The 17,618-nt window shown below is 67.4% G+C and carries 13 protein-coding genes and 1 tRNA gene; 10 read left to right on the top strand and 4 right to left on the bottom strand.

Features of this window, described 5'->3' with window-relative positions; genetic code table 11:
* Positions 1–112: 112 nt before the first annotated feature.
* Positions 113–1,267 (bottom strand): restriction endonuclease-related protein, encoded by a 1,155-nt coding sequence (locus tag BLA60_RS16920; RefSeq protein WP_245812020.1) that lies wholly within the window; start codon positions 1,265–1,267, stop codon positions 113–115.
* A 253-nt stretch (positions 1,268–1,520) separates the two neighbouring features.
* Here BLA60_RS16920 and BLA60_RS16915 point away from each other — a divergent pair, with 253 nt between their 5' ends.
* The 3 genes from BLA60_RS16915 to BLA60_RS16905 all read left to right on the top strand — a co-directional run bounded on the left by BLA60_RS16915 (position 1,521) and on the right by BLA60_RS16905 (position 7,528).
* On the top strand, positions 1,521–2,687 hold the full coding sequence (locus BLA60_RS16915) for a toll/interleukin-1 receptor domain-containing protein (RefSeq protein WP_075133852.1): 1,167 nt from the start codon (positions 1,521–1,523) through the stop codon (positions 2,685–2,687).
* Positions 2,684–5,785, top strand: coding sequence for a DEAD/DEAH box helicase (locus BLA60_RS16910; protein ID WP_075134011.1), 3,102 nt, complete (start codon positions 2,684–2,686; stop codon positions 5,783–5,785). The genes BLA60_RS16915 and BLA60_RS16910 overlap by 4 nt, the downstream gene beginning before the upstream one ends.
* Positions 5,786–6,700: 915 nt before the next feature.
* Entirely contained in the window at positions 6,701–7,528 is an 828-nt protein-coding gene (locus tag BLA60_RS16905; protein WP_075133851.1) for a hypothetical protein, read from the top strand.
* Here the strand turns inward: BLA60_RS16905 and BLA60_RS16900 are convergent.
* Both BLA60_RS16900 and BLA60_RS16895 read right to left on the bottom strand, forming a co-directional pair.
* Positions 7,494–7,877: a DUF488 domain-containing protein gene (locus BLA60_RS16900; protein WP_245812032.1), complete on the bottom strand. Its 384-nt coding sequence runs from the start codon at positions 7,875–7,877 to the stop codon at positions 7,494–7,496. The two genes, BLA60_RS16905 and BLA60_RS16900, sit on opposite strands and share 35 nt — an antisense overlap.
* Positions 7,878–8,354: 477 nt before the next feature.
* A tRNA-Leu gene (locus tag BLA60_RS16895) sits at positions 8,355–8,428 on the bottom strand.
* 192 nt (positions 8,429–8,620) lie between these two features.
* Here BLA60_RS16895 and BLA60_RS16890 point away from each other — a divergent pair.
* Positions 8,621–9,229 carry an ANTAR domain-containing response regulator gene (locus tag BLA60_RS16890; protein ID WP_075133849.1) on the top strand — a complete coding sequence of 203 codons (609 nt, stop codon included), beginning with the start codon at positions 8,621–8,623 and terminating at the stop codon, positions 9,227–9,229.
* Here BLA60_RS16890 and BLA60_RS16885 read toward each other — a convergent pair.
* Entirely contained in the window at positions 9,222–11,096 is a 1,875-nt protein-coding gene (locus BLA60_RS16885) for a fibronectin type III domain-containing protein (RefSeq protein ID WP_154814407.1), read from the bottom strand. The two genes, BLA60_RS16890 and BLA60_RS16885, sit on opposite strands and share 8 nt — an antisense overlap.
* A gap of 361 nt (positions 11,097–11,457) precedes the next feature.
* On the opposite strand from BLA60_RS16885, the gene BLA60_RS16880 reads away from it, so the two are divergent.
* The 6 genes from BLA60_RS16880 to BLA60_RS16855 all read left to right on the top strand — a co-directional run bounded on the left by BLA60_RS16880 (position 11,458) and on the right by BLA60_RS16855 (position 17,617).
* Positions 11,458–12,603 carry a branched-chain amino acid ABC transporter substrate-binding protein gene (locus tag BLA60_RS16880; protein ID WP_075133847.1) on the top strand — a complete coding sequence of 382 codons (1,146 nt, stop codon included), beginning with the start codon at positions 11,458–11,460 and terminating at the stop codon, positions 12,601–12,603.
* 120 nt (positions 12,604–12,723) lie between these two features.
* Positions 12,724–13,686, top strand: a complete 963-nt coding sequence (locus BLA60_RS16875) for a branched-chain amino acid ABC transporter permease (protein ID WP_075134010.1) — start codon at positions 12,724–12,726, stop codon at positions 13,684–13,686.
* On the top strand, positions 13,683–14,849 hold the full coding sequence (locus tag BLA60_RS16870; protein ID WP_075133846.1) for a branched-chain amino acid ABC transporter permease: 1,167 nt from the start codon (positions 13,683–13,685) through the stop codon (positions 14,847–14,849). Before BLA60_RS16875 ends, BLA60_RS16870 begins: the two co-directional genes overlap by 4 nt.
* 71 nt (positions 14,850–14,920) lie before the next feature.
* Entirely contained in the window at positions 14,921–15,661 is a 741-nt protein-coding gene (locus BLA60_RS16865) for an ABC transporter ATP-binding protein (RefSeq protein ID WP_075134009.1), read from the top strand.
* Positions 15,651–16,367: an ABC transporter ATP-binding protein gene (locus tag BLA60_RS16860; protein WP_075133845.1), complete on the top strand. Its 717-nt coding sequence runs from the start codon at positions 15,651–15,653 to the stop codon at positions 16,365–16,367. The genes BLA60_RS16865 and BLA60_RS16860 overlap by 11 nt, the downstream gene beginning before the upstream one ends.
* Before the next feature lie 38 nt (positions 16,368–16,405).
* Positions 16,406–17,617, top strand: a complete 1,212-nt coding sequence (locus BLA60_RS16855) for a branched-chain amino acid ABC transporter substrate-binding protein (protein WP_075133844.1) — start codon at positions 16,406–16,408, stop codon at positions 17,615–17,617.
* Position 17,618: the final 1 nt, after the last annotated feature.

Genomic DNA, 17,618 nt, shown 5'->3' with positions numbered 1-17,618 from the left:
AGCGCCGCTGACTCGAGTGGCACCTCAGTCCGGCCGTCGGGGTCGGGGAACCCGAAGAACTCCTCGGCCAGTGCGCACGCGATGTGGAACGCGAGTTTGCTGGGAGTGCCGCTCACGCCGTCACCGTCGCTGCCACGTTCAGCTGCTTCTTGACGCCCCGGATCGTGTCGACCTGGTACCCGGAGTCCTTGAGCATGGTGCGCAACAAGGTCAGACTCGATCGCTGGTGGTCCGGTACGACGACGATCAACCTCGGCGCGGCGGGAGTGGTGCCACTCAGCGCTTCACCGAGTGCCATCGGCGACGCCCACGCTTTGGCGTCCAACCGCCACACCTGCCCGTTGAGTGCGATCCGCAGGTCGTACCGGTCCTGGTGCGGCCACATCTCCACGTCCGCCCCCAACTTGACGGCGTGGTCACGCAGTTCGATCTCCATGAGGCCGGGCAAGGTCACGTACCGCCAGACGACACGGGACACGGCCAGCGCCTCCTTGGTCGCGGGGCGGCCCTCGACAGCTTTCGCCTTCCTGCCTACACGGTGCAGATGAGGGGGTGTGTCACCGCGGGAATCGGTTACGCAGGAGTACGTCACGCCGTGGCGGGAATGCGCCTCGCAGCGGATCTCGGTCAGACGGCCCGTGTCGAGCGCGCGCATCGGCCATCCACATTCCGGACAGGCGAAGAAGAAGCCGTTCACCTGTCGCCCCGGCCAGTCGATGACCGGCTCGTAGAACTGCGGCAGCATCGTCGCCCAGTCCCGTCGGAGCGTGCGGAGGTCTCCGACCGGCCACTCGATGAGGTACGCGCGCAACCTCGTGTATTCCGCGGCCGGGAGTCGGCGCAGCAGTTCGTGTACCTGCCGCTCCTTCTGTTCGACGGTCACCCGGTCCCAGGGCCAGTGCTCGTCAAGGGCGGCAGAGGGGATCCGGAACTCCCGGCACAGGTCCTCGGCCTCGTCGGTGAGGTGGCCCTCCGCGTCGAGCAACACCAGGTCTGCCAGTCCGGTGGTGTGCACGTCTTCTGGCAGCAGGTTTCTCAGCGGTTCGCGCAGTCCGGCCCGGAAACGCGCCATCGAGGGGGCCTCACCGACGACGTGTGTGGCCGCGAGCACGCCGAGGCAGCTCATCAGCCTCCGGCCTTTGACCTCGCCGGCTAGAGCAGGATCGCCCAGCGCGGCAGCGGCCAGGCAGCACGCGGTGACGGCCTGGTCGCGCCGCCAGTCGTTTCCACGGTCCTGATCGATGTTTTCCGCAACTGTTTCTATCACGTGTACAAGCTTTCGATAGTGGTGGCCAATGCGCGGGGACGTGGTTTCCGCGCGGCGGGGAACAGCGGATGCGATGCGCTCGCTGTGTTTGGTGATCGAAGGATCAAATCACAGCCAATGAACGCCGGTCAAACGCCCGTGGGTGCCGCACGCGTCAATTTGTGGACAAAAACAAGACACCGTCGGGTCTGGTTTCGGGACTGTCGACGGGTGTGTCTAACCTGTCGGCCACGTCGAAACGAAAGGAGCGGGCATGCCCTTGGAGGACGGGGTCGACATCGCATTGACCCTTGTGGACACCGGCGGACGGCGGATCGACGCCGGGCCGGACGAGGTCGTCGCGGGCGCCGTGCGCCTCAAGCGCTGGCAGGTGCATCCGGTCCCGCCGGTCGACGGCGCGTTCGCGGGTCGGGCCGCACATCTGATCAAGATCAACTACGACCTGTGTCTCGATCCGGACTCCCCGCCGGTGCGCTGGTTTGAGATCGGATTTTCTTTGCTTGACCGCGATTCCTCGGTCGTCGCAGCGATTCCGAGAGGTTCTGCGGAACCCCAAAGCGCGTCGTCGTACGTGCTCAGTGACAAGCTCGAGTTCGTCCCGGTCGGCAGCAGCGCGGGTTTGATCCACATCGAACCGACCGAGAGTGCCGTCCACGCCTACGGCGCCTCCGGCGATGTGGTCAGGTGGTTGCACGTGGCTCCCCGAGGAACCGTGGTCCGGCCGGGCTCCTACTCGGCGTGGATCGTGGTTCTCGCGCCCGTTGGGCGAGCCGAGCAGGAATTCAGGGCAACTACACGTTTCTCTCCGGAGCTCGCTCCGGAGCACGACCTTCTCCCAGTCTCGAGATCAGCTGAGTTCAGCATCTCGCTGACCGTGGATGTATCATCAGTAGTTGATGTCGCCGATCGAGTGGGGCCTGGATTGGGGCTTCCCTCGGCTTCACCTCGCGTGTTCATCTGTTATGCGCACGAGGACGACGCGCACAAGAAACAGGTCCGGGATTTCGTCGAACTCCTGCGGAAACATGGTTTGGACCCGGTCGTCGACCAGGATCATGTAGGGCGAAGGAAGGACTGGGACCACTGGGCGCTGCACGAGATCAAGAGGGCCGACTTCGTCATCGTCATCGCGTCGCCCGCGTGCCGGGAGGTCGGCGACGGCGAGCACGAAGGCTATGGCCGTGCAGGGCTCCGCAGCGAGTTGGCCGTGATCAGGAACCTGCAGGCGAACTACCCCGACTGGAGCGATTACGTCCTGCCTGTGGTTCTGCCCGGCTGCTCGGTCGAGGAGATCCCGATGTTCCTGGCCCCGAATACCAGGGACCACTATCCCGTGGAGGCGTTGACCAGGGACGACATCGACTACCTACTCAAGACGATCTCGGCGACGGATCCATGGCAGGGGTGGGTGAGGCGATGACCGGAGTCTTCCGTGGGCTCTTCGTCGGGATCGACCGGTACCGTGACCCGACGTTCCAGCAGCTGAAGTACGCGGGCCGCGACGCGCGCGTGCTGCACGCCCTCTTCTCGGACAATCTGCGTGGCGATCTCGTGCTCCTCCAGGACGACACCGCGACCCTGTCCGGACTGACCGCCGAACTCGTCCGTCTCGCCCAGGCCAGTGGCCCCGACGACGTCGTGGTGGTCACCTTCTCCGGCCATGGCACCCGGTCCCGCGAGCTGGCCACGCACGACGCTGACCACTTGGCCTTCGCCGAGACCGCGCTGCCGCTCAGCCGGTTCGTCGATCTGGTCAAGGGCATCCGGGCGCGGCTGCTGGTCGTCGTACTCGACTGCTGCTTCTCCGGAAGCATGATCTCGCGCGCGTTCTATGCACCGGACGACGGTGTCACTGCTCGGGCGGATGAGGACGTATGGAAGGTCCTCCAGTCGCTCAACGGTGAGGGCCGGGTGTTCCTCGGCGCCTCCGCGTCGGACGAGCAGGCGTTCGAGTCCGGGCAGTACGGCCACGGGCTCCTGACGCACCACCTCCTCCAGGGACTGATGGGAGGGCACGCTGTCCTCAACAAAGAGGGGCAGGTCTCCCTGCCCCGTCTGGTAACCCACGTGCTGGACCAGGTGACCTCGGAGGAGTCCGGCGCCAGACGCCGCAGGCAGCGGCCCACCTTCGAAGGTGCGTTGTCCCAGATCAGCTTCCCCGCGTTGGTTCCCGGTCCCCGGTACGCGGAGGTTGGCGACCATCAGCAGCCCCCTCCAGTCAACAAGGACTTCATGTCGCTGGTCGCGCACGGTATCCCCGAGCAGGTGGCCGAGATGTGGCGGGAGCGAGTCTCCAAACTCAACGCCTTGCAGGTCGACGCGATCAACCGCGGTGGCCTGCTGCGTGGCTGCGACGTTCTCGTCTGCGCGCCGACCGCGAGCGGCAAGACCCTGGTGGGCGAGCTCGCCGCGGTGTTCGCAGCCGCCAACGGCGGCAAGGCGGTGTTCTTGCTACCGAGCCGGGCCCTGGTCGACGAACAGTACGAGCGGTTCAGGGCGTACGAAACGTTGGGTCTGCGTGTTGTCCGCGCCACCGGTGGTCTTCGTGACCAGGTGGGTGACCTGCTCACCGGTGCCTACCAGATCGGCGTGGTGACCTACGAGACCTTCATCGGCCTACTGGTCGCGCACCCGAACCTGGTGGAACGCGTCAGGACGCTGGTCGTCGACGAGATCCAGACCATGATGCTGCCTGACAGGGGCCCTCGGCTCGAGCTCCTGCTCACCCGGTTGCGCCGGGACTCCAACCAGGGCCTGCCCACTCCACAACTCGTCGGGCTCTCGGCAGTCCTGGGGGACCCGGAAAAACTGGCGGGTTGGCTCGGGGCGGAACTCGTCCTGTTCACCGACCGTACAGTCGTACTCTCGGAGGGTGTCCTCGGCCTCGATGGCAGCTACCGGTACCGGTCGCACGGCGCGGACCGACCCGAGCTCGCGGACAACGAGCATCAACTGGTCGCCGCCTGCGCGGACGCCGCCGAAGCCGCCGAACGGGTGGTCGCCGAGGCGTTGGAAAAGGGTGAGCGGGTGCTGGTATTCCGGGCCACCCGCTTTGCCGCCCGGGTTCTCGCCCGCAGGCTCGCCAACCGCCTCGGTCTGCCGCCCGCTGCGTCTGTGCTCGGCTCACTGCCTCAGGACGACCTGTCCCGGGTGGGGGAGGTACTGCGCGACTGCCTCACGAGGGGTGTCGCTTTCCACAACAGCGACCTGCGAGAGATCGAGCAGCGGACGATTGTCGAGGATTTCCGCGACCCGGCGGGGGAGATCCAGGTCGTGGTCGCCACGACCACTCTCGCCCAAGGTGTGAACCTGTCCGCGGACACGGTCGTGTTGTGGGAGCTGGAGCACCCGGGCAACCCTGGCAGGGCGTACACGGTGTCGGAGTACAAGAACATGGCAGGTCGCGCCGGTCGTAGCAGGCCAGGGCGAGCGATTGTGCTGTCCAACGGTGACGTCGAGACCGAGCGGATCTGGCGGGACTACATCAACGCGCGCCCCGAAATCGCCTCTTCGGCCCTGCTTGCCCCGGACATCGACCTGGAGAGCCTCGTGCTCACGGTCCTCAGGGGTTTCGGCGACAAACCGAGTGGTGCGGACTCGGCAGCGGACTATCTCGCGTGGACGTTCGGCGCGTTCCAAAGCCGCCTGTCCACCCTGTTCCCGCTCGACGCCGTCCAGGCCGCGGTGACTTCACTGCGGGACGGCGGCTTTCTGATCGAAGCGGGGAACGGTTTCCAGGTCACACCGCTGGGCGAGACCGTGGTCCGCAGTGGTCTGCACATCCCTTCCGCTCATACGGTGGTCGAGGTGTTGACCGCGGTCGCGGACACCGAGTTGACCCGGATGACGCTCATCGGCATCGCGCAGCTGGTCACCGAGGTCGACGACGCGCGATTCTCCCGGGCTTCCGTCAACTGGCAAGCCGAGTACGACAGCTTCGCCAGGCAGCTCCGCAGGCAGGACTGCGCTCCCGCGGTGGTGGCGGCGCTGCTCGGACCGCGCACCAAGAGCGGAGCACGGATCGGTAGGGTGCGTCGGGCCCTTGCCTGCAAGATGTGGTCTGTCGGTCAGCCCATGGCCGCCATCGAGCAGGCGTTGACGCTCCACATGCGACCACAGGACGGTACCCGGGAGCCGGGGCCGGTCGCCCACGCCGCGCAACGTATCGCCGACGTCATCGGCGCGGTTGTCGACATCGCCCTCCACGTGCACTCCGAAGCCGATCTCGGGGATCTCGCCCAGGTTCTGCCCTGGCAGCTTTCGCTGGGCATCGTCAAGGGCCTGGTTCCGGTCGCCCGGCACCTGGGGCGCCCGGTCGACCGGGAAGTTTACCTGCGCCTCGCCAAAGAGGGCCTTCGTGAAGCGACCTCGGTGGCCTCGGCCGATGCCGCGCGGTTGCTCTTCTGCGCGGGCGGGGTCAGGTCCGTCGCGGAAGCTCTGCGCGTGGCTGCCAAAGCCGCTGTCGTCGAGGTCAGCCAGCCCGACCTCGACGACTTGATCGACGTGCCTGAGGACTGATCCAGACCATGTCACGGTCGCGGGACGGGTGAGTTCAGGCGGTCATGGCATGTGATCTTGGTCCGGTGGGTGGGATGCTCATCGTGCGCAGGATGTTGATCTTAGCTGGTCGGGAGGGGATCTCTCGTGGTCTGGCGGAGTCGTTGGAGTACAAGGACATCGCCGTCCGGTTTGGTCGTGATCCTTCGATCGTCTCGCGTGAGTGGCTCGGCCTGGTGGCCGGGTTGGCACCGCGCGGTGGTCGCGGACCGTGTCGCGAGTGTTCGACGGGTGCGTCCGAGTCGATGGCGGTGGATCTTCAGCCGGAACTGCGGGTGGTGGTGACACGATTGTTGCGGTTGGGCCGGTCACCGGCGTAGATCACCGGCCGGTTGTGAGTTGATCTCGTTGCGGTTCGGTCGGACTTGGTGATCTGGACCTTGACCAGCGCCGGTACCTCGCATTCGGGAGCCCCGCTAACTCGATGAACCTCTCACCGAGGCAGACAGGTAGGTGGCCGGGCAAACGATCTCTGCTCGAGAACCCACCCCGTACCCCTGTCAACGACGACATCCACTATCAGCGCGAAGTCAGGTCCGGGAAACCCGACCAACGCCGCATGGTCACCGTCATCAACGACGACACTGTCACCAGGCCGGACGGCACCACGCTGACCTACCTGAACCCCGGGGACCTCGGACACCGCAAGGGAGTCTCGACCAGCCACCCCGGATTCGGCTACGTCGCTCCCGAAACGGGAACGCGGCTTCGCCTCCGCCACCTTCCGCGGTGTCGGCCGCTACGCCGCGCGGCCGCTGGTTGCGGTGATCGCGGATCCGCTGAACGGGTGGATCTCCATTCTATCGCTCATGACGATCTGGACTTATCAGTGAGTACGTCACAAACTCGATAGTTCAGGAACGTGAGGAGGTGGGGATGAGCCAGGCGTCACTGTTCGGGCCGGAACAGGCACCGGATGCCAAGCAGTCGCATGATTTACCAGTTCGGATGCGGGTTCTCATCACGGTGAAAGCCGCGCCGAATCCATCCGCGGCCTACGGCGAGACGGTCTGTGTCGCGGGACTTCGCATGGATCTCGACGCACCAGGATGGGTGCGCCTGTATCCGATCAGCTTTCGCGATCTCGACGCCGGGGTGCAGTTCGCCAAATATGACATCGTCTCGATCAACGCACGCCCGGCTCGTGTTGATCCTCGTATCGAGAGCTGGCGACCGGCGGTAGACAGCCTGGAGAAGGAGGATTGGCTACGACCCTGGACACGAAGGCGGACGATTGTCGAGCCCTACATCGAGGATTCGATGTGCGGAGTCCTGCAGGCTGTCCGGGACAATCCTCCTGCGAAGTCTCTGGCCTTGATACGGCCCAAGGAGGTCCTGGGTGTCGACATCGAGCCGCATCCTGGCTGGACGGTCGACGAGCAGGCGAAGATTGACGCGTATGTCAGGCAGATCGACATGTTCGGCACTGACCGGACACCGCTGGACGCGCCTCGGTTCAAAGGCTGGTACCGCTACCGCTGCCACGAACCGGCGTGCCGGACACACCGTCAAGGCATCCTTGACTGGGAGTTTGTCGCGCTGCAACGCCACATCCCAGGTGGGCCCGCCGATGTGGCCGCTGCGTTGAAGACGAAGTACCTCGACATCTGCTCAAGCGACAACTACGTGGCGTTCTACGTCGGCAACCAGGCGAAACGGCAGCAGACGTTCAGTGTGCTCGGCGTGTACTACCCGAAGCGCTAGTCGTGCCAATCACGCTCAGCTGTTCATCTACATGGGATAGAACGAGCTGGCGATGACAGCGGTGGTCGTGTGCTTCGAAGCACAACACCGCAACCCGATCGCTGACCGCCAACTCGGCGACACGATCCAACGCGGCGACCGCGTCCGCGTCCGCGAGCAACGCGGAGTATCGGTCCAGAGCGGCCCGCCGCTCGTCGTCTTCACCCGCGAACCCGGCGCGATTGTCCTTCGGATTGCCCAAGGCTCGCAGGTGCTCGTATCGGATTCCTGCCGCCTCAAGGTTCTCGGCCAGTGCTCGCTTGCTGAACCCGCGCTTGCGTGAGATCGGTGTCAGCCGGACGTCGACCACGACGCCCACCCCGGCGGTGAGCAACTCGTGCACGAACTGCTCAGCGTCCCGACCCTCGTAGCCGACGCCGACCACTCCTGCTCGATGCCTGGTCGCCGTCACGCGCGCAACCCTTTCATGCCCACCACCAGCTCACCACCCCAGGAGTATGGCCGCTCGAGATATCGGCGCTTGGCTGTTGCTCGGGCCTGGCCTCAGGTCCCGGGTCAGTTGTGGTGGGCGAGTTCGGCCCGCGGAGATCAACGGCACTGCGACGAGAACAGGGACAGTCCCTCGATACCGCTACCCAAGGTCGGAACGGAGGTGGTCAGGTGGCGGCTGCAGTGGAACAGTGGCCAGCGGGCCTGGCTCTGTTGTAGGCCTCGGAACTGGGGGCGAACACCCGGATTCGACTGGCTCCTCATCGCCGGACGTTCCAAGATCACCTACGGGCGCGTTCTCGCAGGTAGATAGCCTGGTCAAGGCAGGTTCGGGAGGTGCCCCCGGTGCGATTCGAACGCACACTGGACGGGTTTTGAATCCGTTGCCTCTGCCGGTTGGGCTACGGGGGCGGCGGTGGACGACTTTACGGGATCACCGCGGGGCCCCTGACGAGGGCTCCGGCAAGGGTGGGCATGAGCTGGGTCACGGTGCATGTTGCCGGCTCGTTACGTTGTGGTGATCGCTGTCTCTGCGGTGGGGGTGCGGGGTGAAAGCGCCGGTAGGCTGGTGGCACAGCGTTGCGAAACCGAAGGAGGACCCCGGTGACCGAGCAGGCTGCCGAGGCCCAGACCGGCCCGGCCGTGCAGCGCAGTGTTCTCGTCGCGGAGGATGAGGCGCTGATTCGGCTCGACCTCGTGGAGATGCTCAAGGAAGAGGGGTATCACGTCGCGGGGGAGGCGGCCGATGGGGAGCAGGCCGTCGCCATGGCTACCGAGTTGCGGCCTGACCTGGTCATTCTCGATGTCAAGATGCCGAAGATGGACGGCATCGACGCGGCGGCGGCCATCGCGGGGGAGCGGATCGCTCCGGTGGTCATTCTGACCGCGTTCAGTCAGCGGGATCTGGTCGAGCGGGCGCGGGAGGCCGGGGCGATGGCCTACCTGGTGAAGCCGTTCGCCAAGCATGATCTTGTGCCGGCGATCGAGTTGGCGGTGTCGCGGTTCGCGGAGTTGCAGGCGCTGGAGACCGAGGTCGCCACGCTCACCGAGCGGATGGAGACCCGCAAGCTCATCGAGCGGGCCAAGGGCCTCCTGATGACCAAGCAGGGGCTTTCCGAGCCCGAGGCCTTCCGGTGGATCCAGCGGACGGCCATGGACCGGCGCGCGACGATGAAGGCCGTCGCCCAGGCCGTGGTGGAGAACATCACCTGACGTCGAACCTCAACTTCGCTGTCGCCGGGTTGCCGGTGCGGCCGTACTGGCGCGCCTCCAGCACGTGATCGCCGACGGCCAGACCGTTGACCGCGATGGGCAGCGCATACGTCCCGCCCACTCCGAGGCCGTCGGCGTCGGTGGGGAAGGCGGCGATCAGGCGGCCGTCCAGGTACACCTCCACACCCCGCACGCCGGCCACCGCGCCGGTGTCCCACTGGGAGGTGGCCGCCTGGGACGTCACCGTCAGGACCACCTGGCCCGAGGGCGGCAGGGTTCGGCTCGGTAACGGCCTGCCGGCGGCGTCCCCCAGGGACAGCTCAACGGTGGGAAGCGCATCGGTCGGGGACAGCGGCGGGGGCTGGGACAACCGCGGTGCGGTCCAGCCCGGCGCGGGGACGATCTCCAGGTAGGTCTCGACGACCGCCGTGGTCGCGTCGCCGCCGGGGATTCGCAGGACGAACGGGTGGATCGTGGCCGGGCCGTGGGCGCCCAACAGTGACTGTGGGATGTCGGCGACCAGGGTGAGGGACGCGCCGGTCACGGTCGGCGGCCGGGGCACGGTCGACCGGGCCGGTACGTGGGCCGCCCCCAGCTGGATCCGGGCCCGGGACAGGTCCAGCCGCGGGCTGGTGGCCAGGGTCAACACCACCTTGGCGGACCGCGCCCTGACCAGGGGCTCGCGCAGCAGCGACCGGTCGGGGGCCGGCTCGTCGAGGGCGAGCACCCGGCTGGTGCCCAGCGCCACCGGCGCCTCCACCACGTCCGGTGGCTGCTGACGCGGCCCGCTCATCCCGACACCGGACACGTGCACCACCGACGGCCGGTCCTCCGGCCCGCGCACCCCCACCAGCACCGCCGCCTCCGGCCACGGCGGCCGGACCTCACGCGTGGCGACGGCCAGGCCGTCCTGGTAGACGCGCACCCCGCCCGTCGTCAGCGCGACCTCGAACAGGTGCCCCACCCCGGGCCCGCGCCGGGGCACCGGCTGGTGGCGAACCGTCGGCGCCCCGGCCGGCAGCTCCGGCCCGACGCCGATCTCGACGCCGGCGTCGCCGACACTGACCCGGATCCCGGTGCCCGGGAGGCCACCTTCGGACCCGGCGCGCCGCGTCCCGACGCCGACCCGGTCGGGGCGGCCGGGCACCAGGTCGATGGTCAGCTCCCCGCCGGGGCCGGCGGCGTCGGTCCGCACCGCCACCCGGCCCAGTTCCTCCCCGTCGCCCAGTCGCAGCGGCACCCGCGCCCGCAGCACCGCCACATCCGAGCCGCAACTCAGAGTGATCTCCAGCCCTCGTTCGCCCGGCCGGGCTGTCGCGCACCCCCGATGGTCTGACAGGTGCCAACGTTGCGTGAGCTCCTGGGTGAAGTTGTCGTAAATTTCGGTGAGGCCAAGGGGGCGTGGGCGGGTGTCGGGCTCGGGCAGGCCGGTGGTCTCGGTGGGCTGGGAGCGCTGGCCGAACGCGTCCACCGACCGCACCTGGATCCGGTAGCGCTCCCCGTCCACCAGACCGTCCAGCAGGACGTCGGGGGCGACGACCAGTCGGCTCCCGGCCCGCCCCTCGCCGTCGACCCGGTCCCAGGTGATCTCGTAGCCCACCACGCCCTGGGGCCGCTCCCCGCCGACGAGCCCGTCCGCCCAGCTCACCCGCAGCCGGGTGTGGTCGGGGTCGACGGTGAGCGTGGACGGCTGCTCCGGCGGCGACCCCGGCCCCGGCAACACCACGAGGTCGGCGTTGAACCGCTGGATGGGCGGGGGTTCGGCTGGCCCGTCGGGAGCCGGCTCGGGGTCGCGCAGCATGATCACCGCACCCACGAGCAGCGCCACGCCGGCGAGCCACGCCAGCGTGCGCGATCGTTTCGACACGCCTGAAGGTTAGGAGTGGACCGGACCCGGGTGGCGTCCTGTTGTGAAGTTGGAATGGGGTTCCCGATTTGCGGGGGTTCGTCCGGTCAGCGAACGTGCGCCGCACTATTCGTTCAGTTTCGTTGCAGTCTGGTCACGAGGTCCCTTTGCACGTGACTCACCCAGGGTTACTTACTACGTTCCGGCCCATCCCGTGCCACCGAGCAGGGCTGAACCACTGTGGCACCGCTGATCGTGGGGCACGCGGTGACGTCGGGTAGCCTTCTCGGCCAAGCTGAGCCGTGCGTGTGCCACGGCACTATGAAAGGACGACACGTTGGGCCCGAAGATCGACCGCCGAGCTGGCCTTCTTGCCGCCGGCATGGCGCTCACTCTCACACTTTCGGCATGTGCCGGCTCAGGTGACGACGGCAACGGCGGCGACGGCGGCGGCGATGGCGCCAGCACCGTCACCATCGGCTTCATGGGCGACCTGACCGGTGAGAACTCCGCGATCGTCATCCCGCCGCGTGACGGCGCGAAGATGGCCATCGACGAGTACAACGCCGGCGACCCGGACGTCAAGATCGAACTCAAGGAGTACGACACCCAGGGCAAGCCCGAGCAGGCCACCGCGCTCGTCGCGCAGGCCGTCGGCCAGGACAAGATCACCGCGCTGATCGGTCCCGCCTTCTCCGGTGAGTCCAAGGCCGTCGGCGCCCAGCTGGACGAGGCCGGCATCCCGAGCATCTCCGCCTCGGCGACCAACCCCGGCCTGGCCGAGAACGGCTGGAAGTTCTGGCACCGCGTCGTCGCCAACGACAACGACCAGGGCCCCGGCATCGCCGAGTTCCTGACCAAGGCCTTCTCGCCGAAGAAGGCCTTCATCATCAGCGACGACCAGGAGTACAGCGTCGGCCTGGCCGAGTCGGTCAAGGCGTCCTTCGACGAGGGCGGCGTGCCGACCGAGACGGACAAGTTCGCCCAGACCGCCTCGGACTACTCGTCCTCTGTGGAGAAGATCCGCTCCTCCAACGCCGACGTCATCTTCTTCGGCGGCTACTACGCCCAGGGCGGCCGGCTGCTCAAGCAGCTGCGCGACGCCAACGTGAAGACGCCGTTCGTCTCCGGTGACGGCTCGCTGGACGCCCAGCTGGTCACCGCCGCCGGTGCGCCGGCCGCCGAGGGCGCGATCCTCGGCTGCCCGTGCAACATCCCGAGCGCCGACGTCGAGGGTGCGCTGAAGACCTTCTACGACAACTTCAAGAAGGCCACCGGCAACGACCCGGCCATCTACGCGACCGAGGGTTACGACGCCGCCACGGCGTTCATCAAGGCGGTCGAGGCGGGCAACACCACCTCCGACAAGATCAACGAGTTCCTCTCGACGGTTGAGTTCGAGGGCGTCTCCAAGCCGATCAAGTTCAAGGAGAACGGCGAGCCCGAGGCCAACGACATCTTCATCTACGAGGTGGTTGACGGGACCGTTACGCTCCTGGGCACCTCCGCTGAGGCCACTCTCAAGTAGCTGGACCCAGCTCAGCAACATAGGAACAGACGCTGGGAGCGAGGGCGTCGCACGCGGCGCCCTCGCTCTCGTCCTGTGGTGACCAGTGGCGACCCCACCCGACCCGGCAAGGCAGTGCAGATGCTCGATGACTTGAGTAGCCAGTTCCTCCCCAGCACAGTGGGTGGACTGGCGGCCGGCGCGATCTACGCGTTAATCGCGCTCGGATACACCATGGTGTACGGCGTCCTGCGATTGATCAACTTCGCACACTCCGAAATCTTCATGATCGGCGCCTTCGCGTCGTTGTTCGTGCTGATCACGATGGGCATCTCGGCGCCGCTGACCGGGATAGCGCTGGTCGGCATGCTGTTGCTGATGATGATCGTGTCGATGGCCGCGGCCGGCGGCGCCGCGGTCGTCCTCGAACAGGTGGCCTACAAGCCGCTGCGCAAGAAGGGCGCCAGCCGGCTGGCGGCGCTCATCTCGGCGATCGGCGCGTCGCTGTTCCTCCAGGAACTGTTCGCGCTGATCGTCATCCCCGAGGTCTTCGACACCCCCGGTCGCAACACCGTCCCGGTTCCGCGGATCGCCGACCGTGACGTGCTGTTCAGCATCGGGAACGCGAACATCCGCACCGACCACGTGATCGTCATCGTCGCCGCGCTGGCCATGATGATCGTGCTGGACCAGGTGGTGAACCGCAGCCGGATGGGCCGGGGTATCCGCGCCACCGCCCAGGACCCCGAGGCCGCCGTGCTGATGGGTGTCAACATCGACAACGTCGTGCGGTTGACCTTCCTGCTCGGCGGTGCGATGGCCGGCGTCGCCGGCATGCTCTACGCGTTCGAGTACGAGAACCTGATCTTCAACGTGGGCTTCATCCTCGGCGTCAAGGCCTTCACCGCCGCCGTGCTCGGCGGCATCGGCAACATCCGAGGGGCGCTGGTCGGCGGGTTCGCCCTGGGCCTGATCGAGAACTGGGGCGCCATCTTCCTGGGCTCGGAGTGGAAGGACGTCACGGCGTTCGTCGTCCTGGTGATCGTGCTGATGTTCCGGCCGACCGGAATCCTGGGCGAGTCCCTCCAGCGGGCGCGGGCATGAAGGGCAACGACGTGACCAACAACGACAACGGCACCGCGACCGGCAACGGGAACGGGAACGGCGTGAAGCGCTCGTCGAACCCGCTCAGCGGCAGCATGGACCGCATGCGTGACTGGTGGGCCGGCGCGCCGCAGTGGCAGCGCTGGGGCGTCTACGTCGCGCTGATCGTCGGCGCGCTGATCCTGCCGGCTCCCTGGATCGGCGCGTTCATGTCGCCGGACAACGACTGGACCACCGTCCTGTTCTTCCCCATCGGCGTCTACATGCTGATGGCGATCGGGCTCAACGTGGTCGTCGGCATGGCCGGCCTGCTCGACCTGGGGTTCGTGGCCTTCTACGCCATCGGCGCGTACTCGCTGGCCTACTTCGGCACCGAGTACGGCTGGAACTTCTGGGCGACGCTGGTCATCGGGGTGGCGATCACCGCCGTGTCCGGCGTGATCCTCGGCGCGCCGACACTGCGGCTGCGCGGCGACTACCTGGCGATCGTGACGCTCGGCTTCGGTGAGATCGTCCGGATCACCGCGAACAACACCGACGAGATCGGCGGCGCGCGCGGCATCACCAACGTCCCGCACCCGCCGGACATGTTCGGCCAGAAGTTCCTGTTCGACCCGGCGCCCTACTACTACCTGATGGTCGCCACGATCGTGCTGGCGATCATCTTCTCCCGCCGGCTGGAGATCAGCCGGGTCGGCCGCTCCTGGGCGGCGATCCGGGAGGACGAGGACGCCGCCGAGCTGATGGGCGTGCCGACGTTCAAGTTCAAGCTGCTGGCCTTCGCCGTCGGCGCGATCATCGGCGGTCTGGCCGGCACGGTCTGGGCGGGGCAGGCCAACTTCGTCGCCCCCAACAGCTTCCCGTTCATCCTCTCGGCGACGATCCTGGTCGCCGTGGTGCTCGGTGGGTCGGGCAACCTGCCCGGCGTCATGGTCGGCGCGTTCCTGATCGCGTGGCTCCCGGAGCGGTTCCGCGAGGTCCAGGACTACCGGATCCTGTTCTTCGGCGCGGTCCTGGTGCTGCTGATGGCGCTGCGACCGGAGGGCCTGCTGCCCTCCCGGCGACGGCGCGCGGAGTTGGCGGAGGGAACCGGCGGCATGGGCTCGATGGGTGCCGAGGTCGCCGGGCCGACGTCGGATCCTGACATGGAGGTGTCCAAGTGACCGGGTCTCCCGAGGAGAAGGGCGGCGCGCATCGCGAGGCGCCGGCCCTGCTGGAGCTGGACGACGTCGTCATGGCCTTCGGTGGCGTCGTCGCCATGAACCAGGTCAACCTGACCATCCGGGAGGGCGAGATCTTCGCCCTGATCGGCCCCAACGGCGCCGGCAAGACCACCGCGTTCAACGTGGTCACCGGGGTGTACCGGCCGACGTCGGGGCAGGTCCGGTTCGCCGGGCAGCGCATCGACGGGATGAAGCGGTACAAGGTCACCAAGGCCGGTGTGGCCAGGACCTTCCAGAACATCCGCCTGTTCCACAACATGTCCGCGCTGGAGAACGTGATGGTGGGCATCGACGCCCACCACCGCACCGGCGCGATCGGCGCGGTGCTGGGCATGCCGTGGCACTACCGCGAGCAGCGCCACGGCCGGGAGCGCGGCCTGGAGCTGCTGGAGTTCGTGGGCATCTCCCACCGCGCGCACGACACCGCCAAGAACCTGCCCTACGGCGACCAGCGGCGGCTGGAGATCGCGCGGGCGCTGGGCACCGACCCGAAGCTGTTGCTGCTCGACGAGCCGGCCGCCGGCATGAACCCGGCGGAGAAGCAGTCGCTGCAGGAGCTGATCCGGCGCATCCGCGACGACGGCCGCACGGTGCTGCTGATCGAGCACGACATGGGCCTGGTCATGCACATCAGCGACCGGGTCGCGGTGCTCGACTTCGGCCAGTTGCTCGCCATGGGCACGCCGAGCGAGGTGCAGAAGAACCCGAAGGTCATCGAGGCGTACCTGGGAGCCGAAGCCGATGCTTCTTGAGGTCAACGACATCCATGTCTTCTACGGCAAGGTCGCCGCGCTGCGCGGGGTCAGCCTGGAGGTCGACGAGGGCGAGATCGTCGCCCTCATCGGCGCCAACGGTGCCGGCAAGACCACGACGCTGAAGACGATCTCCGGTCTGCGGCCGCTGTCGGCCGGGCGGATCTCCTTCCAGGGCAAGGACATCTCCCGGGTGCCGGCGCACAAGCGGGCGCAGTTGGGCATCGGGCAGGCTCCTGAGGGCCGGGGGATCTTCCCCGGGATGACCGTCGAGGAGAACCTGCTGATGGGCGCGTACGCGCGCAAGGAGGACCACAGCAAGGACCTCGCCGACGTCTACGAGATGTTCCCGAGGCTGGCCGAGCGCAAGTCGCAGTTCGGCGGCACGATGTCCGGCGGTGAGCAGCAGATGCTGACCATCGGCCGGGCGTTGATGACCAACCCGAAGGTGCTGCTGCTCGACGAGCCGTCGATGGGTCTCGCGCCGATGCTGGTCGCCCAGATCTTCGACATCGTCAAGGAGATCAACGAACGCGGGACAACGGTGCTGCTGGTCGAGCAGAACGCCCACCAGGCGTTGCAGCTCGCGCACCGGGCCTACGTGCTGGAAACGGGTGCTGTGGTCAGGTCGGCCGCCGCCAGTGACCTGCTGCACGACCCGCAGGTGCGTGCGGCATATCTTGGTGGTGATCTCGGCGTCGCCTGACGACCCTCTCGGAAGGACCACAGTTGCGTATCCAGTCGGTGAGAACCGCGGCCGTCGCCGCGGCGGCCGCGTTGTTGTTGGCTTCCTGCACCTCCGGTGAGGGGGACGACCAGAGCGGTGGGCCGGCCGGGTGCGACACCGGCAAGGGGACGTTGGTGATCGGCGTGATCGCCCCCCTGAGCGGCGCGATGGTCGCTCAGGGGCGGGGGATCGAGAACGCCACCCGGCTCGCGGTCGACCAGGCCAACGAGGACTGCACGGTCAACGGCTACAAGCTGACCGCCCAGGTGCAGGACGACGGGATGAACCCGAAGCTCGGCGCCCAGGCCGCGACGATGCTGGCCACCACGCCCAACCTGGTGGGCGTGGTGTCCACACTGAACTCGTCGGTGGCCACCAGCGTCGCTCCGGTCCTGGACAAGGCCGGCATATTACAGATCTCGCCGGCGAACACGAACGACCAGCTGACCAGGGGCGAGGACTTCCGCGAGAACCCGAAGCGGCAGTTCAGGACCTACTTCCGCACTTGCACGGTCGACTCGTTACAGGGGCCGTTCGCGGCGAACTACCTGGTGGAGAACGCGGGCAAGAAGAAGATCGCGGTCGTCACCGACGGACTGACCTACGGCGAGGGTCTCGCGAACACCTTCGTCGAGCAGGCGGAGAACAAGGGCGCGACCATCGTGACCCGGCAGCGGATCGAGCCGGGAACCAAGGATTTCACCAAGCTCGTGGCCGCGCTGCGGCCGTTCGAGCCGGACGCGGTGTACATCGGCGGCCACTACCCGGAGGCCGCGCCGATGTCCGCGCAGCTCGCCGCCAACGGGCTCAAGATCCCGGTCATGGGCGGCGACGGCATCTTCAACGACACCTATCTGACGGCCGGTGGCCGTGACGGCGACCTGGCGACCTCGGTCGGCGCCCCGGTCGAGGACCTGGACAGCGCCCAGGCGTTCGCCAAGGCCTACGAGGAGGCCGGCTACCAGGAGGGCTTCGGTGCGTACGGGGCGTTCGCCTACGACGCGGCCAACGCGATCATCGGCGCCCTGGCGACGACCGTCGGCGAGGACAAGTGGTCGGACTCCAAGCGTGACGACCTGGTGGCCAACGCCGGCAGGTACCAGGGCGACGGCGCGACCGGCAAGGTCTCCTTCGACGAGTTCGGCGACACCCGCAACCACGTGCTGACCGTCTACGAGCAGCGCGCCGGCGCGTGGCAGGCCGTCGAGACCGGCGAGTACGTGGACTGAC

It is taken from the genome of Actinophytocola xinjiangensis (assembly GCF_001921215.1).
GTDB lineage: Bacteria > Actinomycetota > Actinomycetes > Mycobacteriales > Pseudonocardiaceae > Actinophytocola > Actinophytocola xinjiangensis.
Note: the sequence above shows the minus strand (reverse complement) of the source record. Positions and strands in the feature narration are given on the sequence as shown.